This is a genomic window from Nocardia sp. NPDC049526 (assembly GCF_044465765.1).
Taxonomy (GTDB): domain Bacteria; phylum Actinomycetota; class Actinomycetes; order Mycobacteriales; family Mycobacteriaceae; genus Nocardia.
In genome coordinates this window covers 462500-484399 of the sequence record NZ_JBITMA010000005.1, presented here as the reverse complement: position 1 = coordinate 484399, position 21900 = coordinate 462500, and the positions used below count along the sequence as shown (strand labels likewise).

At 65.7% G+C, this 21900-nt stretch carries 22 protein-coding genes; 10 read left to right on the top strand and 12 right to left on the bottom strand.

The genetic code is table 11. From position 1 onward, the window contains the following. The first annotated feature begins 5 nt into the window (after positions 1-5). Positions 6-860: a prephenate dehydrogenase gene (locus tag ACIBW7_RS18760; RefSeq protein ID WP_397047761.1), complete on the top strand. Its 855-nt coding sequence runs from the start codon at positions 6-8 to the stop codon at positions 858-860. A 13-nt stretch (positions 861-873) separates the two neighbouring features. Here the strand turns inward: ACIBW7_RS18760 and ACIBW7_RS18755 are convergent, their stop codons facing one another. The 9 genes from ACIBW7_RS18755 to ACIBW7_RS18715 form a co-directional block, all read right to left on the bottom strand. Further along, the gene (locus ACIBW7_RS18755; protein ID WP_397047759.1) at positions 874-3438 is read right to left on the bottom strand and encodes an AAA family ATPase; all 2565 of its coding nucleotides are present in this window, start codon (positions 3436-3438) and stop codon (positions 874-876) included. A 381-nt stretch (positions 3439-3819) separates the two neighbouring features. Then, the gene (locus ACIBW7_RS18750) at positions 3820-4311 is read right to left on the bottom strand and encodes an SRPBCC family protein (RefSeq protein WP_397047757.1); all 492 of its coding nucleotides are present in this window, start codon (positions 4309-4311) and stop codon (positions 3820-3822) included. Further along, complete coding sequence (gene fadD11 / locus ACIBW7_RS18745) at positions 4308-6119, bottom strand: fatty acid--CoA ligase FadD11 (protein ID WP_397047754.1); 1812 nt, start codon at positions 6117-6119, stop codon at positions 4308-4310. The genes ACIBW7_RS18750 and fadD11 overlap by 4 nt, the downstream gene beginning before the upstream one ends. A gap of 13 nt (positions 6120-6132) precedes the next feature. Then, positions 6133-7059 carry an alpha/beta hydrolase gene (locus ACIBW7_RS18740; RefSeq protein ID WP_397047752.1) on the bottom strand — a complete coding sequence of 309 codons (927 nt, stop codon included), beginning with the start codon at positions 7057-7059 and terminating at the stop codon, positions 6133-6135. Next, positions 7056-7211: a hypothetical protein gene (locus ACIBW7_RS18735; protein WP_397047750.1), complete on the bottom strand. Its 156-nt coding sequence runs from the start codon at positions 7209-7211 to the stop codon at positions 7056-7058. Before ACIBW7_RS18735 ends, ACIBW7_RS18740 begins: the two co-directional genes overlap by 4 nt. Next, a complete protein-coding gene (locus tag ACIBW7_RS18730; protein WP_397047748.1) occupies positions 7208-8071 on the bottom strand; it encodes a short-chain dehydrogenase/reductase in 864 nt (287 codons plus the stop codon). Before ACIBW7_RS18730 ends, ACIBW7_RS18735 begins: the two co-directional genes overlap by 4 nt. Continuing rightward, positions 8068-9525, bottom strand: coding sequence for a flavin-containing monooxygenase (locus ACIBW7_RS18725; protein ID WP_397047746.1), 1458 nt, complete (start codon positions 9523-9525; stop codon positions 8068-8070). Before ACIBW7_RS18725 ends, ACIBW7_RS18730 begins: the two co-directional genes overlap by 4 nt. 123 nt (positions 9526-9648) lie before the next feature. Continuing rightward, positions 9649-10689, bottom strand: coding sequence for a PDR/VanB family oxidoreductase (locus tag ACIBW7_RS18720; RefSeq protein ID WP_397047744.1), 1041 nt, complete (start codon positions 10687-10689; stop codon positions 9649-9651). Next, positions 10689-11582: a metal-dependent hydrolase gene (locus ACIBW7_RS18715; RefSeq protein ID WP_397047742.1), complete on the bottom strand. Its 894-nt coding sequence runs from the start codon at positions 11580-11582 to the stop codon at positions 10689-10691. Before ACIBW7_RS18715 ends, ACIBW7_RS18720 begins: the two co-directional genes overlap by 1 nt. A 99-nt stretch (positions 11583-11681) precedes the next feature. Between ACIBW7_RS18715 and ACIBW7_RS18710 the strand changes: the two genes are divergently transcribed. Beyond that, positions 11682-12293: a TetR/AcrR family transcriptional regulator gene (locus tag ACIBW7_RS18710; RefSeq protein ID WP_397047740.1), complete on the top strand. Its 612-nt coding sequence runs from the start codon at positions 11682-11684 to the stop codon at positions 12291-12293. Positions 12294-12480: 187 nt separating this feature from the next. On the opposite strand, the gene ACIBW7_RS18705 is transcribed toward ACIBW7_RS18710, so the two are convergent. After that, positions 12481-13050, bottom strand: a complete 570-nt coding sequence (locus ACIBW7_RS18705; RefSeq protein WP_397047738.1) for a DUF3558 family protein — start codon at positions 13048-13050, stop codon at positions 12481-12483. A 394-nt stretch (positions 13051-13444) separates the two neighbouring features. Then, positions 13445-14029, bottom strand: a complete 585-nt coding sequence (locus tag ACIBW7_RS18700; protein ID WP_397047735.1) for a TetR/AcrR family transcriptional regulator — start codon at positions 14027-14029, stop codon at positions 13445-13447. A 96-nt stretch (positions 14030-14125) separates the two neighbouring features. On the opposite strand from ACIBW7_RS18700, the gene ACIBW7_RS18695 reads away from it, so the two are divergent. From ACIBW7_RS18695 to ACIBW7_RS18660, 8 genes are all read left to right on the top strand, one after another. Beyond that, the gene (locus tag ACIBW7_RS18695) at positions 14126-15265 is read left to right on the top strand and encodes an acyl-CoA dehydrogenase family protein (protein ID WP_397047733.1); all 1140 of its coding nucleotides are present in this window, start codon (positions 14126-14128) and stop codon (positions 15263-15265) included. 667 nt (positions 15266-15932) lie between these two features. Beyond that, entirely contained in the window at positions 15933-17267 is a 1335-nt protein-coding gene (locus ACIBW7_RS18690) for a glycosyltransferase 87 family protein (RefSeq protein WP_397047731.1), read from the top strand. A 198-nt stretch (positions 17268-17465) separates the two neighbouring features. After that, entirely contained in the window at positions 17466-17798 is a 333-nt protein-coding gene (locus ACIBW7_RS18685; protein WP_397047729.1) for a hypothetical protein, read from the top strand. 66 nt (positions 17799-17864) lie between these two features. Next, the gene (gene ppk2 / locus ACIBW7_RS18680; RefSeq protein WP_397047727.1) at positions 17865-18800 is read left to right on the top strand and encodes a polyphosphate kinase 2; all 936 of its coding nucleotides are present in this window, start codon (positions 17865-17867) and stop codon (positions 18798-18800) included. A gap of 179 nt (positions 18801-18979) precedes the next feature. Beyond that, the gene (locus ACIBW7_RS18675) at positions 18980-19633 is read left to right on the top strand and encodes a hypothetical protein (RefSeq protein WP_397047724.1); all 654 of its coding nucleotides are present in this window, start codon (positions 18980-18982) and stop codon (positions 19631-19633) included. A gap of 4 nt (positions 19634-19637) precedes the next feature. After that, positions 19638-20039 carry a hypothetical protein gene (locus ACIBW7_RS18670; RefSeq protein WP_397047722.1) on the top strand — a complete coding sequence of 134 codons (402 nt, stop codon included), beginning with the start codon at positions 19638-19640 and terminating at the stop codon, positions 20037-20039. A 497-nt stretch (positions 20040-20536) separates the two neighbouring features. Further along, entirely contained in the window at positions 20537-20854 is a 318-nt protein-coding gene (locus ACIBW7_RS18665) for a hypothetical protein (RefSeq protein ID WP_397047720.1), read from the top strand. 325 nt (positions 20855-21179) lie between these two features. Then, positions 21180-21467 carry a hypothetical protein gene (locus tag ACIBW7_RS18660; protein WP_397047715.1) on the top strand — a complete coding sequence of 96 codons (288 nt, stop codon included), beginning with the start codon at positions 21180-21182 and terminating at the stop codon, positions 21465-21467. 36 nt (positions 21468-21503) lie between these two features. Here the strand turns inward: ACIBW7_RS18660 and ACIBW7_RS18655 are convergent, their stop codons facing one another. Beyond that, positions 21504-21788, bottom strand: coding sequence for a hypothetical protein (locus ACIBW7_RS18655; RefSeq protein WP_397047713.1), 285 nt, complete (start codon positions 21786-21788; stop codon positions 21504-21506). Positions 21789-21900: the final 112 nt, after the last annotated feature.

Genomic DNA, 21900 nt, shown 5'->3' with positions numbered 1-21900 from the left:
TGAAAATGCCGTCGGATGGATCGGTGCGCGAGGTTGCGATTATCGGCACCGGAATGATCGGAACGTCCATTGCGCTTGCTCTGCGTAAACAGGGAATTCTGACGTATTTGTGCGATCGGGATCCGAATGCGGCCGCGATGGCGGCGGCGCGGCGGGCGGGCGTCGTCGGATTGCCCGCGGCGCCGGTCGATGTTGCGGTGCTGGCGGTGCCGCCGAGCGATATCGCTGCGGTGCTCGCCGAATGTCAGACCAAATCGCTCGCGCACTTCTACACCGATGTCGGGAGCGTCAAGGTGGCGCCTACGGCCGAGGCCGAGGTGATCGGTTGCGACCTGACGAACTATGTCGGTGGGCATCCTATGGTCGGTAGTGCGCGGTCGGGTCCGCTGGCCGCGTCGGCCGATCTGTTCCGAGATAGGGCGTGGGCCCTCACCCCACTGGCGGACGCGAGTCCGGCGGCGATCGACGCGGTTGTCGAATTGGTCGGTCTGACCGGGGCGCACGCGGTAATGGTGACGCCGTCCGAGCATGATCGAGCCGTTGCCCGCATCTCGCATGTTCCGTTTCTGGTCGCATCCGCATTGGCGGCGAGCATCGAAGGTGCCGATGACGCGGTGTCGCGGTTGTGTGAATCCGCTATCCGGGATGTCATGCGATTCACCGCCGGTGATTCCGCGTTGTGGACAGATATCTTGCGAGCCAATGCGACCGAAGTGTCGAAAGTGCTGTCCGAAATTGCCGGGGAATTGATGACGGTGGCCGGTTCGATGTGCTCTGATTCGGCGGAATTGATCGCGCTGCTGAACCGCGGAAACGCCGGACGGGCGCTCTTGCCCCGCGATTCCGCGGCGAGACCCTAGCGCGCCGATTCGGCTATCGATGTCTTCGCTGCTGGGGCCGGCGGGCGGCCGCCTGTGCGACTTTTTCCCGTGCATCGGTGGGAACGAGGGTGATGATATCGGTTCGGGAGTTGATCATCAGCTTGCTGAAGATCGAGGCGATCTGGGCATCGACCGTTTTGAACGAACTGCCACGGGTGGCCGCGATCGCCGTATTGGTCCATCCGGCCGCGGCGAAGACGGCTACTTCGCGTTCGGCATTGGACAACTCGTTCCATTTGGATGGGCGGTGTTGTCGGACCGGGTGGTCGAGTGCGAGCTTGTGCAACGACAAGGTGCCAAGGGCCAGTCGAGCCACTTCGTCGAACTCGGGTCGAAGCATCGAGCCTTCTTGCTCTGCGGCGGCGAAAGCTTTGTGTCCGAGCACATCTCGTGCGGTGGCGATCGCTTGATCGGTTTCGGTCGCGAACGGCCCGAGGTTGGCGATGTTCACACCGAGGCGCTGTCGCACCGTGCGGGCACCGCCGGCGAGATTTGCGATCTCCAACGCCGAGCTGAGTACCGAATCGGGCTGGGTGCCGTGCTCGACGCGCGCGTCGGCGACCAACCGTGCCAGCGTCCACGTCCGGATATGGACCGCCCAGATCGCTCCCCATTGGTCCCGCATCGACAGTTGACTCGTCAATGCCGCACGCCCGACGGCCAATGCCTCGTGTGGATCACCGTGCTTGGTCAGCGCGATAGCCCACGCGAGTTCGGCCCAGGACTGTGCCCATCCGGCACCCGATCGGGTGGCACGGTCGAGATAACCCTGTGCGATCTCCAATGCCTGCGCCGCCGTGCCGATCAGTCCGGCAGCAAGCGCCTGGAACAATTCGCTCATGGCGGCGCCACCGCGATCGCCGCCGCCGTAGAACCGCTCGCGTGCGCGTGCCAGCACCGCCACCGAACGTGGATCGCGGGCGAACAGCAGTTCGGTGCCCCGGGCGAAGTCGACGGGTGCGGGTAGTCCGAGATCGGCCGTTGGATCGTTTCGCCAATTCGTGCCGACTCGACCATCGGTGATGCAGGCAGCGACGCATTCGTCGAGGATCCGCGCCGCATCGTCGTGCACGCCCTGGCACATGGTGACCCATGCGGTCAGCGCCATCGACGAGGTTTGCAGTTCGACCGGCTGCGGGTCGAGGTTTCGGGTGGCGTCCAGGGTGCGCACAGCCCAGCGCCGCGACTCACGTAGGGAACCCATGAAGAACGGAAGCCGCAGGGCGATCAGTCCGGTCGCGATCTCGAGTCCGATCGCGGCCTCCTCGGCTGTGGTGAGGCTGCTGTCCATCGCGGTGAGCAAGTTGTCCCATGCCGCGCGGGCCCAGTCCAGGAGGTCTTGCTCAGCCGGACTGAACCATTCGGCTCCGGCTTGGACGGCCTTGTCTCGATAGTAGCGACGGTGCCTGCCGGACAACCGTTCCCACTGCGCGCCCGCCGATCGCTCGCGCAGGCGCTGCTGGGCGAAGACTCGCAGGCTCTCCAGCAGTGAATACCGGACCTCATTCGGTGTCCGGTGCACCGTGACCAGTGATTGGTCCACCAGGCGTTCCAGCAAACCCTCGATCTCGTCGCGGGCGATACCGGCGCCGTCATCATCGGCGCACACTGCCTCGATCGCTTCGAGTTCGGCGCCCACATCGCGCCCCGACGTGCCGTGTTCGTCGTCGGGATTGCCGTCGTAACCGGCGGCGAAGACCGACATTCGCTCGAAGAGCAGCCGTTCGTTGTCTTGGCAGAGGTCGTAGGACCACGCGATGACATCGTGGATGCGCCAATGCCTTTGGTCGGTGCCGACCCGTGGACCATGCGACCAGCGCAGCCGTCGGTCGCCGTCCTCGCCGCTGAGATCACGCAGGATCATCGGCAACGGTTGACGCATCAGCCGGGCCGCGGCCAGCCTGATGTAGAGAGGATGGTTGTGCACGTGCCAGCAGATCGAGCCGGCCAGTGCGGCATCGTCATCACCGGAAATGGGGTGACCGGTCAACTCGGCTCGTGCGCGGAACAAGTCGAGCGCCTGTTCGCGCGATAGCGCTGGGACGGGCACCAATTGCTCGTCGACCCAGCCGAGCGCCTCGCGGCTGGTGGCCAGCACCGTCAGCCCGGGCACCGCGTCCAGCAATTCGGCGATCACTTGACCGGCACCGGCCAGGACGTGCTCGCAGTTGTCCATCACCAGAATCGTCTGCAGGTTACGGCTGGCACCGTCGATCCTGGTGAACGTATCGATCAGGGCGTCCCAGGTCGATCGGTTCGAGAAGTCGACGTCGATGATCGAGTGTGCGAGTTCGTCTTCGACCGCTGTTGCGTCCGAGCCCGCGGGGAGTCGGGCCAGCCGCACCCAGTGGATCGGCACCCGGCGAGCCTTGTGATAGCGATGGGCGGCCTCGGTGGCCAGCCGCGTCTTACCTATTCCGCCCGAGCCGATCAAGGTGATGAGCCGCGTGGAAGACAGGAATAGTGTCGCGACCTTTTCCAATTCTCGTTCTCGTCCGACGAAATCACTGGCCGTTGCTGGAATTGCACTCGTACCTTCGCGACGTCGCCCCAACACATCGAAAAGGCTAGCCGCCGAACGCGACCGGCGTCGTGCGGCTCAGCAGTGTTGTGGTCGGTGGCGGGCTCGGGCGAAGCGGCCCGGGGTGGTTCCGGCCCAGTGGGTGAAGGCGTGGGTGAAGCTGGAGGAGGAACTGGACTTCGCATGAGCAGCAACGAGAACACGCCCGTTTCCGTCGCGCTCACCGAACTGGGGCGGCAACAAGTGGAACCACGAGACCAACCCCGCAGTATCCCGCGCTGGACCGCGAGCATGTCAGCTTGCACACCGAAGGCGCTGCGCGCGTACAGGAGTCGGGTCTGGTGCGGACCGACGGCACCGAGGTCGACGCGGATGTGATCGTCTGGTGTACCGGCTTCACCGCACCCGCACAGGGCCCTAGTGCTTCACCCGTTCGGTGATTGCCTCGGTCCACGACCGTGTCACCCGGTGGATGAGCGGTCGGGCCGGGAAAAGGAGTGCGGCGAACCAGGGTTCGGCCTCGGCGGCGAAGGTCCAGGCCAGATGGGTGCCGTCGGGGTGGGGTTCTAGGGTGATGTCTTCGGCGAAGCGGCGGAAGCCGGGTCGGTTGGCGGCCTCGACGGTGAAGGTCAGCTGTTTGTTCTTGTCCCAGCGGTAGAAGCGTTCCCGTAGTGCGGCGGCGCCGTGGCCGACGGTGACCTCGCGACGGGTGCCGATACCGAAGGGGCGCGGGGTGAGCCAGTCGACGCCGGTGATGCCGCGAGCCCAGGAGACCAGGGCATCGTCGGCGGTGAGGAGTTGCCAGACCCGTTCGGGTTCGGCGGGCACGATCACGGTGTGGCGGAAACGGATCGGGCCGTGCTGGATGAGGGTGTCGTCGCTGTCGGCGAGGGGGAACCAGCGGGTCATCGGGAGATGGTCTCCTTCGCGGCGGGGGTGTGCACGCCTGCGGGCGGCGGGTCGGCATAGAGCAGGTCGATGTCGGCGGCGTACAACTCGCTGATGGGCTTGCGCCGCAGCTTCATGGTGAGGGTGAGTTCGACGCCGCCGGGTTCCCAGAAGGTCGGCAGCAGCCGGAAGCGTTTGATCTGCTCGACGCGTGCGAGGACCTGGTTTGCGGAATCGATAGCGGCGCAGACCCGTTCGATGATTTCCGGATGGTCGACGAGTGCGGTTGCGGTGACCGATAGTCCGTGCGCGGCGGCGAAACTCGCAGCGGTGTCCGGATCCAGCGTCACCAGAGCGGTGACATAGGGGCGGGCGTCGCCGACGGCGACGACGGTGCCGATCAGACCGGAGGCCGCGCGTACCGCGTTCTCGATATTGGCGGGCGACATATTCTTTCCCGACGCATTGATGATGAGTTCTTTCTTGCGGTCCACGACGCGCAAACAGCCGTTGTCGTCGTGGGTCATCACATCGCCGGTAGCCAGCCAGCCTTCGGCGTCGATCGCTTCGGCCGTCTTCTCCGGTTCACCGCGGTACCCCTTCATGACCAGCGGGCCGCGCACGAACAGCTCACCGTCGTCCGCGAGCCGCATCTGCATACCTGGTACGAGACGCCCGACGGTGCCGAGTTCGGTTGGGGCGTACGGGGATACGCTGGCAATGCAGGTGAGTTCGGACATGCCCCAGATTTCGGAGATGGGCAGTCCGAGTGCGGCGAAGAAGGCGAGGGTGTCGGCGGGGATCGGGGCCGCGCCGGAGACGGCCCATTTCAGTTCGTCGAAGCCGAGTTTCGCGCGCAGAGCCGACAGGACAGTGGCATCGGCCTTCTCGAATTCGGCGGCCAGGTCGGCCGGAACGGGCTCTCCGGCGCGCAGCAGGTCCATGCGTTTGCGCGCGGTGTCGAGGGCCCAGCGCATGGCCGCGGCACGCATGGGAGCGGGTTCGTTGGCGACGCCGAGTTCTATTGCGGCCTTCAGCTTCTCCCACACCCGCGGTACCGCACCCCAGATCGTCGGACGGCAGTCCGGCAGCGCGGCCGCGATCAGCGCCGGTTCGGCCACCACCGTCACCTGTGTGCCGAACACTATCTGCAGGTAGAGCGCGGTCAACCGGTCGGCGATGTGGGCCGAGGGCATGAACGAGGTGATCCGGTCGCCGAATTCGATCGGCAGCACCTGGGCCAGCGCATGGGCCTCGAACAGCAGATTGGCGTGCGTGGTTTCGACGCCCTTGGGGTTACCAGTGGTGCCGGATGTGTAGATGAGGGTGGCGACATCGTCGGGTTTCGTATCTTTCCAGGACTTCTCGAAATCGAAGTCGCTGCTGCCGAGCACCTGCAGCTGCTGAAGGGTCATTGTGCCCTCGACCGGGTCGCCGTCCAATACGACGATGTGCGCGGGGGCCGCGCCGGAGCGTCGGACGCGGTCGAGATATTGCGCCTCACACACCACCACCGACGCCCCCGCATTGCTCAGCACATGGGCGATCCCCTCGGGCGGCAGTGTGTTGTAGACCGAGAAGGACGTGGCTCCGGCGTGCAGTGCGCCGACGTCGATCGGGTAGAACTCGACCCGGTTGCCCATCATCAGGGCCACGGTGTCACCGCGGCCGATGCCCAACGCGGCGAAGCCGGCGGCGATGCGGCGCACCTGGGCGTCGTATTCACCCCAGGTGAGTTCCTGGGTGCCGCCGACGGTGCGCACCGCGACAGCCTCGGGATCGATGGCCGCGGTGTACTGGAAGGCGGCGCAGAGGGTATCAGAGCTCATAGCGGTACTTCTTTCAGATCGCCTGTGCGGCAGGAGATTCGAGAGCCTCGATGACGAACCGGCCGGACGCGCGATATGCCGTTCGGGATTCGGGCACCAGCGCCGCGAGGGTGTGGAAGACGTGCATTTGGTGGGGCCACAAGCGCAGGTCGCAGCGCGCGCCCGCGGCGCTCAGCCGGTCGGCGAGTGCGATCGCGTCGGCGGCGAAAAGTTCATCCCTGCTGGCGTGAATCAGGGTGGGCGGCAACGGCGTTCCCGAGCGGGGACGCAGTTGTTGCGGCGCGTCGGCGAGGTGGGCGATGGCGGCGTGCGCGGTGGCCAGGTCGAGCAGGGCATCGCGACCGTCGCCGCCGCGCGCGAGGTCCAATGCGAGGTCGGCCATGGGGGAGAACAAGAGCAGGGCCGCCGCACCGCTACGGCCGCGATCGGCGCTGCCGATCACGAAATCGGTAGCCAGGTAGCCTCCCGCGGAGTCGCCCGCGATGACGATTCGGTCCGGGGCGAATCCCTGTTCGCGCAGTAGGCGATAGGCCATCGAGACATCGGATGCCGCTGCGGTGTAGGGGTTTTCGGGAGCCAGCCGGTAGTCCACCGCCAAGACCGGCAGCCGGGTCGCGGTCGAAAGCCGTGAGGTGACACCGCGATACGAGCGTGCGGACCCGGCGACGAAACCGCCGCCGTGCACGTACAGGATGGCGGCGTCGTCGCGGGTCGCGCGCGGACCCCGCACCCACTCGGCACGAACCGGACCCTCCTGGACGGCCTCGATCGCCGTGCCGTTCAGCACCGGCGCGACCGCGCGCATGACCCGGTCGATGACCATCCGCGCTGCCGGCAGCGTGTGCGCGTTGACCGGGAGGGCGGCCACGACCGGGCGCACGGTATGGGTCGAGATCTGCCGTAGCGCTCTAGCCCGCAGCGACGTGGGTTCGGCGCTCATGCCTGCGCCTCGCTGGCGCTCGGCTCCGTCATGACCGCCTTGGCGGCTGTGTCGATGGTTCGCTCGCTGCGCTCGCTCATGCCTGCGCCTCGCTGGCGCTCGGCTCCGTCATGACCGGCCACGGCGGTCGTGTCGACTTTTCGCTCGCTCATGACCGTACCCGCGCTTCCACCGCGCGCACCAGGTCGTGCACGCGCGCGTCGCGGGTGAGGCGGGTGTCGAGCACCGTGTTCACCGCTCCGCGCAGCAGCGCGTACGCACTCCAGCCGGTCGCGGGTGCGATGGTGCGCGGGGAGCGGCGTTCGATACCGTCGGCCACCGACTGCGCGGCCTGTACCGCGGTGATCCGTCGGTTCAGTGGCCATGGAAGCAGATCGTCGAGGGCGCGACCGAGATCGTCACCGTCGAGGGTGTCATGGGTCATGGCCGTGTCGACAATGCCGAAATAGGCGACCCCGGCACTCGCGCCGAACGGTGAAAGTTCCACGCGCAGTGCGCGTCCCAATTGCTCCACGCCTGCCTTGCTGATCATGTACGGCGCACCCGCCATCCCTGGGGCGAAAGCTGCGCACGAGGACACCACCACGACATGACCGCGGGCGGTGACAACGTGATCGAGTGCCGGACGCACAGTATTGAACACGCCGGTCAGGTTGATATCGATGACGCGGTCGAAGTCGCGGCCGTCAAGGGTGCGCAGGGTGGCGGGGCGCGGCACCACACCGGCATTGGCCACCACCACGTTCAGACCGCCGAAGTGATCGACCGCGTCGGTGATCACCTGGCGCATGGCTTCCCGATCCGCCACGTCGGCAGCGAGCGGCAGGGCGCGCGGACCGAGGGCAGTCGCGGCCGCGGCGACCCCCGCGCCGTCGATATCGACCAGCACGACCGATGCGCCGCGGGCGTGGAGAACATCCGCCAGTTCACGGCCGATACCCTGCGCGGCCCCCGTGATCAACGCGACTTTGCCGTCCACGTCGTAGCGGCCCGGCATTGCCCCGGTCGTCATCTGGTCACCTCGTAAGCGTCGGCGTCGAAAGTGCTTGTGCGACGGCGGTATTCGAAACTCCAGTTCGGATACAGCCCGGCATTGAGCCCGTCGGGTGTGGTGTAGTAGCTGGTGCAGCCGCCGGTGAGCCAGACACTGGTCGAACTACGGCGCGCCATTTCGGCGAGGAACTCCTCCTGGGCTTCGGGCCGCACCTCGACGCGGCGAGCTCTATTGCGGCGCACCGATTTCAGAGCATCGACGATGTAGGCGATCTGCGATTCGATCATGTAGATGGCCGACTGGTTTCCGGCCGCGCCGAAGGGGCCGAGCGTGCAGAAGAAATTGGGAAATCCCGCGACCGCCGCACCGAGATAGCTCTGCGGTTGTTTGTGGTAGAGCTCGGCGAGCGAGATCCCGTCCCGGCCGATGAGCCGTTCGTAGGCGGTGGGAATCGTGGTGAACCCGGTGCCGTGGATTATCGTATCGACTTCGTGTTCGGTGCCGTCGCGCAGCACGATCGAATGCGGCCGCACCTCGGCGATACCCTGGGTGACGACCTCGACATTGGGCTGGTCGAGCGCGGGCAGATACGCGTCGGAGAAGATCGCGCGCTTGCAGCCGATCACATAGTCGGGCGTCAAGGTCTTGCGCAACAGCGGGTTTCGCACCTGTCGAAACAGTTGCAGCCGTGCCAGCCCCTCATAGGGATGCCGGAAGCGCTGGTCCACCAGCGAGATCAGTCCGAAAGCCTCGATGGCCGAGTACCAGAGACCGCGAACTGCCTTCTGCGCCAAGGGAACACTGCGCAACATGAACCGCTCGGCGGACAGCGTTCTGCGGTCCATGCGCGGCACGATCCACGGCGCGGAGCGTTGGAACAGCAGCAGTTTGCCGACCCGGGGCTGGATTTCGGGAACGAACTGCACAGCGGAGGCTCCGGTACCGATGACCGCGACGCGCTCGCCGGTGAGATCGTGGTCGTGATCCCAGTGCAGTGAGTGAAAGCTGTTGCCCGCGAAGGTGTCCAGGCCCGGCAGGTCGGGATACTTCGCCTCGGCGAAGATACCCGTCGCCGATACGAGAAAGTCCGCGGTGCGCGAACCCTGTGTGGTCTCGATGCGCCACAGCGATGCGGTCTCGTCCCACCGGGCGTCGAGGACCTCCGCGCCGAAGCGAATGGAGCGGACCACATCGTGCTCGACGGCCACCGAACGGAGGTATTCGAGAATCTCGGTCTGCTTGCCGTAGGTACGCGACCAGTCCGGATTGGGCGCGAACGAGTAGCTGTACAACTGCGAGGGGACGTCGCAGGCGCAACCCGGATACGTATTGGCGCGCCAGGTTCCGCCCAGATCATCGGCGCGTTCCAGGATGACGAAGTCCTCGAATCCGGCTTCCCGCAGTTTGACCGCGAGCCCGATGCCGCCGAATCCCGCGCCGACGACGGCGATATGGGTGTGTTCCGCGTTCATTTATCGGCTCCTTGTGTGCAACAGCGCCACCAGCCGGTCGGCCACCGCGCCCAGGTGGGTGGTGCGCCGGAAGGCGGTCAGCGGCGATGCTTCAATGGTTTTCATCGATTGGTCTCCGGCCGTTCAGAGGTCGAGTACGAGCGCGTCGTCGGCGGCGCGCGATACGCAGGCCAGCATGTGATCGGCTCGTTCGGAGTCGGTGAGCAGGCGGTCGCGGTGCTCGACCGATCCGGCGGCGACGCCGACCTTGCAGGTGCCGCAGAAGCCCTGCTGGCAGGAGTAGGCGATATCCGGGAGCTGACGGCGCAGCGCCGTCAGTGCGGTTTCGTCCGCGGCGACGCGAACGGTACCGCCGGTGCGCGCGAGGGAGATATCGAATGCGCGGCCATCGGTGACCGGTAGCGCCGAGAATCGCTCGGTGTGCAGCGACCCGGCCGGATTCAGCTCGAACATGCAGCGCTGCGCCGCCGCCAGCATCGGCGGCGGTCCGCAGACGTACACGGCCGCACCGGGTTCGGCGCGAGCAATGAGTTCGGCGATGTCGGCGACACCGAATTCGTCGTCGGGACGGATATCCGCGCCGGGCAACTCGTGCAGGAACGGCATGGTGTCGCGCGAGCGGCCGAGGTACACCAGCCGACCGCGGGATCCTGCCGCCTTGACCATAGGCAGGATCGGTGTGATGCCGATGCCACCGGCCAGGAACAGATACGACGGGGCGTCGACGAAGGTGAATGCGTTGCGGGGGCCGCGAATTCGCAGCCGGTCATCGGTGCGCAGCGTCTCGTGTACCTCCCGGGAGCCGCCGCCGCCGTCCGGGATGAGGCGCACCGCGATCCGGTAGCGGAAGCGATCCGACGGGTCTCCGCACAGCGAATACTGCCGCTGCCGTCCGGAGGGCAGAAATACATCCACATGAGAACCCGGCCGCCACGTCGGCAGCGGGCCACCCGCCGCAGTGCGCAGCGTCAGACTCACCACATCGTCTGTCTGGCGTTCGATGCTCTCGACGCGCACATCCAGCTCGAATCCCGTGCGCCGCACCGGCTTCGGTCGTGACAGCAGCTGCGCGACGCCGCCTTCGACGAAGACGCTCTTGTAGACGTCCATGATCCCGCCGAGCATCCGCAGACTCACCGGCGTGGCATCGTTCGGCTTGCCCATCAGTGACCCGCCGCCCGTGCGGCGGGCGAGTGTCCGAGATATCGCAGCGCCTTGTCCATCGGACCCAGCTGCGAGGGATGGAAACCCGGCCGCAGATAGCGCGGGATCTCGGTCAGGAATACCGTCCAACTGGGGATCACACCGCGGCGGGTGGCACTGGCGAACTGCCGCAACCAGAATTTGCCCTTATCGGCCTCCGGGTCCTTGCGGTACATGTACGCCGTCGACACGATGAACAGCGGCAGCAGGGTCAGGCTCGCCAGGATGGCGGTTCGTGCGCGGCGGGCGTAGCTGCCGTCGACGTACATAAACGCGTCATAGACCACGCTGCGGTGCTCGACTTCTTCCGCACCGTGCCAGCGCACCAGATCCAGCATGGCCGGATGCATGCCTTTCTCCTCGAGAATGTCCGCGTTGAGCAGCCATTCGCCGAGCACGGCGGTGTAGTGCTCCATCCCGGCGAACAGGCCGAGGCGTTCCTTGAGCCACTCGTCCTTCGCCCGTCCGGTCAGGCCGTGATCCCCGAGAATGCGGTCGACCAGCCACGCCACCTTGCGGACATAAGAGTCCACGTCCAGGCCGATGGACTGCAGATGTATGCGCGCGGCCTCATGGCTGTTGGCGTGCATGGTCTCCTGCCCGACGAACCCGATCACCTCCTCGCACAGCCGCTCGTCGTCGATATGCGGCAGTGCCTCGGACAGGGCCTGCGCCATCGCCCGCTCACCCTCGGGCAGCACCAGATGCATGACGTTGACGATGTGGGTGGCCAGCACCTCGCCGGGGATGTAGTGCATCGGCACGGAATCGAACTCGAAATGGACATCGCGCGCATTGATCGCATGCGCGTCGTCGCCGTAGGTGCGCTTCGTCGCGCCAGCCGTGTCAGCCATACGCCGACCGTACAGCGCCACAAATTTCATTGCAATGTTGCGCGCTACATTTTCGCTTGGATTGTTGCACGGCGCGTGCTGTCTGCTAGCGTCGAACGGGTGAAGACGGCGTCGAAAGCACCCCTGAGCCGCGATGATGCGGACGATCTCGAGACGCGGATCCTCGACGCCGCCCTCGCGCAGTTCGCGAAGGTCGGCGTCAAGAAGACGACGATCGAGGACGTCGCCCGGCAGGCCGGGGTGGATCGTGTCACGGTCTACCGGCGGGTGGGCTCACGCGATGATCTCGTGCAGGCCGTGATCAGTCGCGAGGTCGCGACGCTGCTGACGGAACTTGCCGCCATGCCCGAACGGCACGACAGCATCGACGATCTCGTCGCCGACATATTCGTCACGGTCGTCACGCGCTGGCGCACTCATCCCATGGTCGAACGAATGCTGGCGATCGAACCCGAGCGAGTGATCATGAAACTCACCGTCGATGGTGCCACCACCTTCGCCATGTGCGTCACCGCAACCGCCACCACACTTGAACGCGCGGTCCAGCACGGACTACTCGCCGACTCCGACGACCTGATGACTCGCGCCGAAATCGTCTGCCGCGTAGTCCATTCGCTCATCCTCGCCCCGCACGGCACGACCCCGCTACGGTCCGACGACGAGCTCGCCGTGTTCGCGCGCAGGTACCTGGTGCCGGTCGTCCGCGGCTGACGCGCTCGAGCTGCGGCTCATGCCCACTCGGACAAAGCGTTCGAGTGCCGTCAAGCTCGTTACCGAGATTTGCCTGCGCTCCCAATGATCCCGGATCTGATTGCCGGGGAGCGGGATTCGGATCGGACCGTGGATTCGGTGGCGACAGGATCGGATCGTCCCCGGCACTGACGATAAGGCGCGCGGGTCAGCGCAGGCGTGCCGCGATGGTGGTGGCGATGTCGATGGTTTTGGCGCAGACGTCCCAGTCGACTCCGGTGGCAACGCCGGGGGCGGCGATCCCGAGGTAGAACGACCCGCCGGATGGGACCGACACGTAGACCGAGCAGCTGCCATGGCGGCCGTCCGGACGAAGTTCGGGCTGTACGACTGCTCGCTGGTTTCCGATGGTGGCCGACCGCTCGAGTGGATTGCGAACCTGGCGCTGCTCGGGATCGCTGAGGTCGGTGTCGTGTGGGGTGAACGACACGGTGAAACTGCCGGCGATCGCAGTTTGGATGGAGGACCAGGAGCAGCGGGGCAGCTCCCTCGGCGGCGTGGCGGCGCTGCCGTCGGATGCGAGCAGGTAATGGGCGATATCGTCCGAAGTCAGCACGCTGCACGGATGGTAGGTCAGATCGGCCAGCGTCCATGGCGGCGGCGCAACGGGGGATGTGGTGACGTTGCCCGACGACCGTGCTGGTGACGGGACCGGGTCGTTGCTCGCGCATCCAGCCGCCGTCACGATGGCAACGACACCGCCGAGTGCTGCGATCATCGACCGACGGCGATCACATGCTGAACTGGGCATCACGCATCCCTCCCGGCACCGATCACACCAGATTCCGCGTCCGGCCGCCACATCGCACCGGCGGCGTGCCTCGGGATGCGCATCGGTGGCATCGGCGAGAAACCTCCGATTCGCAGCCTGTGCCGGATCACAAGGGAAGATCTTCGGTGATGGTGCGTGTTCGCGCCGCGTCGCCGGTTCGAGGGGGCGGGTGACGCGGCGCGAACGGGTCTCGTGGGGTTGGGCCGAACTACTCTGCGGAAAGGATGGTTACGGTGGCGTTGGTGCCGTCGACTTCGATGTGCGCGCCATCGAGGTCCGGGGTGGTGGCGTCGGGTGGCGGAGACGACGCAGCGGATGTCGAGTTCGCGGCCGACGATGGCTAGGCGCTGATGCCCGCGGTGAGGATGGCGGCCAACTCGCGGTAGGCATCGGCATCGTCGAGTCCGGTGTGTTCGCGCACCCCGCCCTGCTGGATGCGGACCATCATGGTCGCGGCCATATCGGCGGCGAAGGCGGCGTGGACGTCACGGAATGCGCCCGCCGCGACGCCCTCGTCGATGAGTTCGCGGACCCGTCGGGCGGCGATCCGAGTGTTCTTCTCGTAGATCTCCCGCGCGGGCGCGAATCCGCTCAAGTCGGCCATGAATTGGTCGGAGGCAGCGGCCAGGGCGGTACCGACCGCGGACAGGTAGGCGGTTATGCGCTCACGAGCATCGGCGATCGGCGCGATGCCGGTCTCCACGTCGTCGGTTGCGCGGCGGAAGAAGTGCACGGTCGCGGCCCGGACCAGCTGTTCCTTACTGCCCGCGAGGGTGTAGAGGGTCGATTTGGAGCAGCGCAGCCTGGCGGCGATCTCATCGAGGGTCAGGTGTGTGAATCCCTCGGTCAGAAACAGGTCGACCAGCGCGTCGAACAGTTCGGTCCGCCGTCGGGTGGCGAATCCTGCGCGCGTGAGCTGCTCCATATCAGCGAATAGTACTGGTGAGACGCTTGCAGTACTGGGTTGCACACAGTACTGTGATCGGTAATTCAGTACTGTTATTCGTAGGCGAGGAGTCTTGTGGCCGTCGAACGTCTGCTGCCCACCACCGAAGCCCGGGAATTGATCCAGCTCACCCGAGACATCGCCGACAAGGTCCTCGCGCCGATAGTCGATGAACACGAGCGCGCCGAGACCTATCCCGACGGTGTGTTCGCCACCCTGGGCGAGGCCGGGTTGCTCAGCCTGCCGTACCCGGTCGAATGGGGCGGCGGCGGCCAGCCGTATGAGGTGTACCTGCAGGTCCTCGAGGAGATCGCCGCGCGGTGGGCGGCGATCGCGGTGGCGGTGAGTGTGCACAGCCTGGCCTGCCATCCGCTGCTGGCCTTCGGTACCGAGGAGCAGAAGCGGCGCTGGCTGCCGGAGATGTTGGGCGGCAATACGATCGGCGCGTACAGCCTGTCCGAGCCACAGGCCGGATCGGATGCCGCCGCAGTGGCATGCAAGGCCGCTCCCGTCGACGGCGGATATCTCGTCAACGGCACCAAGGCCTGGATCACCCATGGCGGTATCGCCGACTTCTACAACCTTTTCGCGCGCACGGGCGAGGGGTCACGCGGCATCTCCTGCTTCTTGGTGCCGCGTGAGACCAGTGGCCTGACATTCGGCAAGCCCGAGCAGAAGATGGGGTTGCACGCGGTGCCTACCACGACCGCGCATTATGACGGCGCATTCCTGCCCGTCGAGCGACGGATCGGCACGGAGGGGCAAGGTCTCCAGATCGCGTTGAGCGCACTGGATTCCGGCCGACTCGGCATCGCCGCGGTCGCGACCGGACTGGCCCAGGCCGCGCTCGACGAAGCCGTCGCCTACGCCAAAGAGCGCACGGCGTTCGGCAAGCCGATCATCGACCATCAGGGTCTCGGGTTCCTACTGGCCGATATGGCTGCCGCGGTTGATTCGGCCCGCGCCACCTACCTCGATGCCGCGCGGCGACGCGATGCGGGGCTGGTGTACTCACGGCAGGCGAGTGTGGCCAAACTGATTGCCACCGACGCGGCCATGAAGGTCACCACCGATGCGGTCCAGGTATTCGGCGGCTACGGCTACACCCGCGACTTCCGGGTCGAGCGGTATATGCGCGAAGCCAAGATCACGCAAATCTTCGAGGGCACCAACCAGATTCAGCGCCTGGTCATCGCACGCAGCCTCGCACAGTGACCGATCGGTCCGGCCGGATTCCGCGCCGCCCCCGGGCTCGCCGAGCCGGGTGGTAGCGGTACGTGCACGGCGTCGGTCCGACTCGGCAGAGCCCCGGGATCGGGTGGGTGGACAGCCAGGACGGGGCTCTGCCGTGCGAACGCCGGATCAGCGATATCCGCCGTAGTTCTGTCGATTCTGCTCGTAGTCGTACGGTTTGTAGCCGGAGTCGGTCGGACCGGCACACCCGGGCTGGTAGGTGTCGCAGGCACCGTAGGGTGCATAGCAGCCGTACCGGTTCGAGGCGCACGGATCGTATGGCCCTGAAACACTTTCGATTTCGCTGCCGGTGCCGGGCGGGACCGGCGTCGCCTCTGCCACTTGGAACGATATCGAGAATGCTGACGTGATCAAGACCAACGCAGCGGCGGCACGACCCAGGTGAACACCTCGGTGAGACATTCGGCTCCTTCTCGTCTTCGGATGACTGTTGTGATTCCGGTTGTGCGCCTGACGGTTTCGATCGAACGGCCACGCGTGCGATCAAGTGCTCGTCATGCGCGCAGCAGCGTATCGGCGGTAGCGCCGGACCGGTCCCGGCACTGTGCTGAGCGCGACGATGTTTGCGCCCGGTGACGGATGAGCGTCGCGATGGCTAGGCTGCGGCCTTGTGCGCAGGCTGTCGTCGGTGTCGAGGTTGTGGTTGGTGTGGGCGGCTACGCGGATGCTGATGGTCGTGTTGACCGGGGTGACGGTGCTGCCACACAGCGTCTGGGATGCCTCGGCCGCTGACTTGACGCTGTATCGCGGATGGGCCGAGCAGATCGTGCACCAGAACATTTTCCCGCTGGCGGACGAGCGCTGGCAGTACCCGCCCGGAGCCGGCGCACTGCTGGTGGTGCCCCGACTGCTCGGCGGCGGGGTCGGCTACAACTGGTTGTTCTTCGCGCTCGTCGCCGCCGCGGATGCGAGCGTACTCGGCTTGTTGATCCGGGCCGCACGCCGCGACGGCTGGAAGATGGCGCAGACCGGGCCGTGGGTGTGGGCGGTGGGCGTGGCGCTGTTGGGCAGAGTCTGCTACGGCCGATTCGATTTGATCGTGGCCGCGACCGCGGTCGCGGCACTGCTGTGGGCGACGCGCCGCCCGGCGGCGGCCGGCGCGGCCGCTGCCGCGGGCGTGCTGTTGAAGGTCTGGCCGGTGCTGGTTGTGCTGGGTTTGCGCTGGCGAACGCTGCGGCGGATGAGTGCGGGCGCGGCGGGCGTCGGTATCGCCGCGATTGTGGGATTGACGGCGCTGGGGCCGGGGGCGTGGTCGTTCCTGGAGTTCCAGTCGAAGCGTGGATTACAGATCGAATCCGTGGCTGCCACGCCGCTGCTGATCGCTCGACTGCTGAACGGCCGCTGGACCATCGTGCATCGTTATGGGGCCGACGAGTTATCCGGGCCAGCGGTGTCCGCCGTGGCTTCAGGGTGCGTGGCGGCCACGGTCGTGGGCGGCGCGGTGTTGCTGATCATCTGGTGGCGCGCGCGTCCTCCGGCACCGGATCTGGTATTGGCCGCGGTGCTGCTCGCCTTGGTGACCAGTCGGGTACTCAGCCCGCAGTACTTGGTGTGGGCGGTGGCGGTCGCTTCGGTCTGTGCGCTCGACTCGCGCAGCACACAGCGGCCCGTGCTGCTGCTGGTGCTGGCGACCGCGTTGATGAGCCAGGTGGAATTCCCCTTCGTTTACGACCGGGTAGCCACCGGGAGTTGGTCGGGAGTGGTGGTGCTGACAGTCCGCAACGGCATGCTGCTCTGCGCGACTATGTGGTCGATCGTTCGGCTGTGCCGCAACGGTCTCGATCATCCGAGATCACCGCTCGGCCGGCTCGCTACTGGATATCGGTTCGGTAACGCCAGTGGGGCTGTGCGCCTTCCCCGTCAGGCCCGAATTACGCCTGAGGACGGTTATTTCCCCAGTTCAGGACCATGGCCGCGCGCCAGGTCACGATTCGGTCTCGCGCGCACGCGTGGAGTCGCGTGAGGAGTGGGTCTTTTTTCGAGGCTCAATTACTGTCACGCTATCGCTAGCTAATAGTTAGCCTTCATAAACGTCGGGGAGCGGCAATCGCGCCGCATGACAGGGCGGATCGTTCGTCGGTGACGGCGATCATCCGTGTTGCGCCATCTTCCATATCGAATCGCTACCTTGGTCGATCGGAGTGTCGGCCCGGAGAACGCTATGGCAAATCCAGCGTCTATATCCAACCCCTTCGAGACACGCGGTACCGGTAGTCCCGCCGCCTCTCAGCCGAGTTCGAGGGCCGCCGCAGATTCGGCGCGGTCCGCCCGTGTTCTGCTCGATGAGCAGCTCGCGCCACTGCGGATCCCGGCTCGGGTGCTGGGTGCATTGCTGATCTGCCTCGGTGTGGCGGCGCTGCTGCCATTGCGGGGATGGCTGCACGACTACGGCGCCGAGCTTGTCATCGCCGCTTACCTGCAATACATGGCGATCGCGACGACCCTCGAGGTATGGGGTCTGCGCATGACCAGGAAAGGCCCGCGCCGCTGGTGATACGCGCACGATGAGGTGCTTCGGCTGTTCACCTTTCGGTCAGAATCCGTCGTTAGTGTCCCGGAAATGACCGACTTCGCGACACGGCAGCCATTGCCCGACTTCAGTGCGATCGGTGACCTCGAGTCCGTGGTCGACCTTTCCGATACTGCCGGCTTCATCGTCGACGACTTCGACGACGACGATCCGATCCTGATCACCGCCCAGGGCGGTTTCGCCGTCGACACCTGGCGTGAGGGCTACCCCTACGACGAGCGTCTGGCCCGCGATAGCTATGAGGCCGACAAGCGCCTACTGCAGATCGAGCTGCTCAAATTGCAGAATTGGGTCAAGGCCGAGGGGCGCAGGCTGGTGATCGTATTCGAGGGCCGCGATGCCGCGGGTAAGGGCGGAACCATCAAGCGGTTCATGGAGCACCTCAACCCGCGCGGCGCACGCGTAGTGGCGTTGGAGAAGCCGACCACGCGCGAGTCGACGCAGTGGTACTTCCAGCGCTACGTCGAACACCTACCCGCGGGCGGGGAGATCGTGTTGTTCGACCGCTCTTGGTACAACCGTGCCGGAGTCGAACGAGTCATGGAGTTTTGCACCCTCGAACAACATCAGCGATTCCTCGCCCAAGTTCCGCTCTTCGAACGCATGCTCGTCGACGACGGCATCGACCTCGTCAAGTTCTGGTTCTCGGTGTCGCCGCTGGAGCAGCGCACCCGCTTCGCCATTCGTCAAGTCGACCCGGTCCGCCAGTGGAAGCTGTCCCCGATGGACCTGGCCTCGCTCGACAAGTGGGACGACTACACCGCTGCCAAAGAACAGAACTTCGAGCACACCGACACCGACTACGCCCCCTGGATCGTGGTCAAGAGCAACGACAAGAAACGCGCCCGCCTCAACGCGATGCGTCACGTCCTCGGTCTGTTCGACTATGACAACAAGGACCCCGAGATCGTTACCCCGGCCGACCCACTCCTCGTGGGACGCGCCTGCGACGTCATCGGCTCCTGACCCGAAACAGACGTCGCTCGCCCAGCCGTCGGACGCCGAATTCCCATGCACGGCAACCACATTCAGAGTGCATGAGTACTTGACGCTGTGACGCGGGATCCCGGCCTCCTCCTGTGGCCCGATTCTCTGACAAACGAGACCGACGTGGCATTCGACCAGGGAACGTTTAGCATTCCGGTATGCGCCGTCGGAGGTGGCTGAGGGCCGCACTGTGTTTGGTCGTCCTGAGCGCTGGTGGCTGTGTCGGGGCGGTCGAGCGCGGCGACTTCGAACAGGGTTTGCGGGCGCGCGGCGGGGGACTGGTGCACGGGTTGACGGATTCGGCGGTCACCGCGGTGCGAGAGCGCTTGGGAGCCGCTGATTTTCAGGCGAATGTCATTCTGCTGACCGCGCCGAATTCCACGCAGTTCCGCCTGGTGCTGTCCGATCAGCCGGACCAGGTGACTCGATTCTTCTCCGCGTGGCCGGATCCCACCGCGCGGCAGGCAGCTGTGCGATTGCGGGTGCGCGATCCGGACGGTTCCCGCAGGCTCGACGACTACTCGTTCACGCTCGGTGCGCTGAGTGCACCACAGCCGGTGCGCGTTTCGGCGTTCGACGACATCGACGGCGAGGGCTTCGCGGTCAGTGAGGTGCCGGGGCTCGCGCATATCGAGGACATCGTCGATTCCGCCCTGGCTCGCAGCGAACTTGCCGACGGCCAGGTCACCGTGATCGTCGTGAGCCGCTTCGGCCGCGAGATCCGGATCGTCGCGAACGTGACCTCCCCGCGGACGGATATGGTCGCCGAGTTCGACCGCACCGGCGCATTGCTTCGAATCCAGCAGGTGTGAGGCCATGGCGAGACTGCTCACCACCGCATTGTCGACCGGTGTCGGCGTCGGCATGTTCAGCACCGTGGTGCCGGTATCGATCTGGCCGGGTGAAGCGAAACTCACCGCGCCACTGTTCTGTTCGGACCCCTACCACGAACCCGTGGTGGTATCCGACACCTTCCACGACTCCGAGGGCACCTCGGTCAACTACACCCTCTACTGTGTGACCGACCGTGGCGCGGTCACCGACGAGGGATTCATCCTGCCCTTCCTCGTCTTGATGGCGGTGCACATCGCGATCATCACCGCTGTTGCGTTCCTTACCGGACTTTGGATCCGTCGCAGCACCTCGCCCCCGACCGATCCGCAGACCACGGCATTCGAACCACTCGTCTACGGACCACACGAGCCCGACCCCATCTGATATTTCGTTCTATGGGCTCGGGGCGGCCGAACAGGTCGGCTTCGGCCGATCGGCCGGGAGACCACGGCGGCGCCGTCCCCGCCAATCCGGGGTCGATACTGCTGCGTGCGATACGCCCGGCGGGAGGACGTGCAGCGATTCGGCGGAACCGTGCGGACCATCCACGGCGCCGACGTGGCGGCCGTGGTGACCACCGCGGATGCTTTCACCCCGCAAGCACGCGTGTACGCGGCCAAGGCCGGGACCCTGCGCATGCCGGCAAAGCGCTCGCAGCATGGGAATCGCAGATCGGGCAGACTCCCTGGAATTGAAACCGGGCCGCTTCCTGACCGCCGACAAGCGGGTGAACGCGGCGGCTGAGGAAGTCGACGAGGTCGGAGCTGAAACGGTGCAATTCGCGTCCGCGCGGGCGGTGACCAGGGCAAACTATTCGGTGGACTCTCGCGGTCTCAGGGTAGAGCTGACCATAGGCAGTATTCCGGAGCTAGGAGGAAGCGATGACTAGTTATTCAAGCCAGCAGTGCATCTTCCAGATGTCGGAGACGAATCCGCGGGCGCAGCTGTTCGTTGATGGAGGCAACGCATACGCCTTCTTGATGTACCGGGATCTCCAAGACGGCCGATATGACCGCATCCCCACACCGCCGGGCAAAGATGATCTGGTGTTGCACGTCGAGAAGGGGCTACGGGTGACGATGTTCTCCGAGCCCGTGTTCACCGGAGCCAAGACCGTAGTGGCAGCAGATCAGGGCAGGCGCGTCAGGCAGTTGGTGGACCGCGCGGTGGTGAAGTCGGCGATCGTCGAATCAGTCTGACGCAGACCATCATTGCCTCACCCGCTCGAAGTCTTCTCATGGACTGTCGAGGAGTTGATCTGTTCCTGAGTTAACTTCTTACTGCCCTGCGGCTTTCGCCTATCACGGATCTCGAAGTCCATCGCCTCCCCTGATCTGGGGCGTTGCGACGACTCCTGGAACCCAAGGATTCGCCCCCGGAGCTTTCTCTTGTGCCTGTAGGAGCCCAAGATGTACATGATGTCGTTCCCCGGCCAGGTCGCGGTGTCGGCCGTGACCTGGCCGACGGTGGCCCCGGCCGGTGTGGTCGCGCTTGTAGCGCTGTCCGTGCGCGATCGTCGACGATGTGCGCATTCGTGAGAGCGCCGACGCGCAACGCGCGCACGATGACGAGCTCCGTCGGCGGATGCTGTACCCGGCCAGTTATCAGCTTCGGCGTTTGTCTCGAGCGCGGTATGACCAGGCATACGCGCGCCGCCGCCGGGACTGGCCTCCGCAGCTGCGTCTCCTCGAAAAGGTGGGGCTGCGGTTCGATTCGGCGTTGGTCAAGCTGAATCCGGTCGCGGTCGGCGGACACGGCGATATTGCGGGCGGCGCTGGCACCGTACCGAAGCAGTTGGCTGCTAACAGATAGCGGTCCGGCGTGGAAGCACGGGAACTGGGCGTTCACCTATGCCGCAGCCCGTCGGCAGATGGAGCGAACCTTCACGCCGCCGCTCCTTCCTCGCCACGGTGCGAACAAGTCCATGCTGTTGTGCCCGCACCGCAATCGAGTCTGGGTGATCCGGGCCGTATAGCCGCCCAGGAGCGGCAGCTTCGCGCGGGAATGGATATCGGCGACGGGTTCGGCCGTGGTGATCGGCGATCTCGTGCGGATCGGGTGGAAGGGATGTCCGTACGGACCTGCCAGCATCGCGCTGACCGGGCGCTTGGCGTGTGGCATGTCACTGGCCACGACATTACCTTCTAGCGCAGCTCGGCCGAGTGGGGACCAGTCGGCGCATACCCACTCGTTTCGACCAACACGCCGATAGGGAGCCCCTACACCAACTCCGCGACCGAGTCCT

What these genes read in the sequence shown, in the direction of transcription:
- ACIBW7_RS18720 (WP_397047744.1), bottom strand. Translation starts at nt 10,689, where the DNA reads ATGGGCAAGCCGAACGATGCCACGCCGGTGAGTCTGCGGATGCTCGGC.
- ACIBW7_RS18740 (WP_397047752.1), bottom strand. Translation starts at nt 7,059, where the DNA reads ATGAGCGCCGAACCCACGTCGCTGCGGGCTAGAGCGCTACGGCAGATC.
- ACIBW7_RS18750 (WP_397047757.1), bottom strand. Translation starts at nt 4,311, where the DNA reads ATGACCCGCTGGTTCCCCCTCGCCGACAGCGACGACACCCTCATCCAG.
- ACIBW7_RS18715 (WP_397047742.1), bottom strand. Translation starts at nt 11,582, where the DNA reads ATGGCTGACACGGCTGGCGCGACGAAGCGCACCTACGGCGACGACGCG.
- ACIBW7_RS18675 (WP_397047724.1), top strand. Translation starts at nt 18,980, where the DNA reads ATGCGCCGTCGGAGGTGGCTGAGGGCCGCACTGTGTTTGGTCGTCCTG.
- ACIBW7_RS18735 (WP_397047750.1), bottom strand. Translation starts at nt 7,211, where the DNA reads ATGAGCGAGCGAAAAGTCGACACGACCGCCGTGGCCGGTCATGACGGA.
- fadD11 (WP_397047754.1), bottom strand. Translation starts at nt 6,119, where the DNA reads ATGAGCTCTGATACCCTCTGCGCCGCCTTCCAGTACACCGCGGCCATC.
- ACIBW7_RS18700 (WP_397047735.1), bottom strand. Translation starts at nt 14,029, where the DNA reads ATGGAGCAGCTCACGCGCGCAGGATTCGCCACCCGACGGCGGACCGAA.
- ACIBW7_RS18685 (WP_397047729.1), top strand. Translation starts at nt 17,466, where the DNA reads ATGGCAAATCCAGCGTCTATATCCAACCCCTTCGAGACACGCGGTACC.
- ppk2 (WP_397047727.1), top strand. Translation starts at nt 17,865, where the DNA reads ATGACCGACTTCGCGACACGGCAGCCATTGCCCGACTTCAGTGCGATC.
- ACIBW7_RS18705 (WP_397047738.1), bottom strand. Translation starts at nt 13,050, where the DNA reads ATGATCGCAGCACTCGGCGGTGTCGTTGCCATCGTGACGGCGGCTGGA.
- ACIBW7_RS18670 (WP_397047722.1), top strand. Translation starts at nt 19,638, where the DNA reads ATGGCGAGACTGCTCACCACCGCATTGTCGACCGGTGTCGGCGTCGGC.
- ACIBW7_RS18725 (WP_397047746.1), bottom strand. Translation starts at nt 9,525, where the DNA reads ATGAACGCGGAACACACCCATATCGCCGTCGTCGGCGCGGGATTCGGC.
- ACIBW7_RS18665 (WP_397047720.1), top strand. Translation starts at nt 20,537, where the DNA reads ATGACTAGTTATTCAAGCCAGCAGTGCATCTTCCAGATGTCGGAGACG.
- ACIBW7_RS18730 (WP_397047748.1), bottom strand. Translation starts at nt 8,071, where the DNA reads ATGACGACCGGGGCAATGCCGGGCCGCTACGACGTGGACGGCAAAGTC.
- ACIBW7_RS18760 (WP_397047761.1), top strand. Translation starts at nt 6, where the DNA reads ATGCCGTCGGATGGATCGGTGCGCGAGGTTGCGATTATCGGCACCGGA.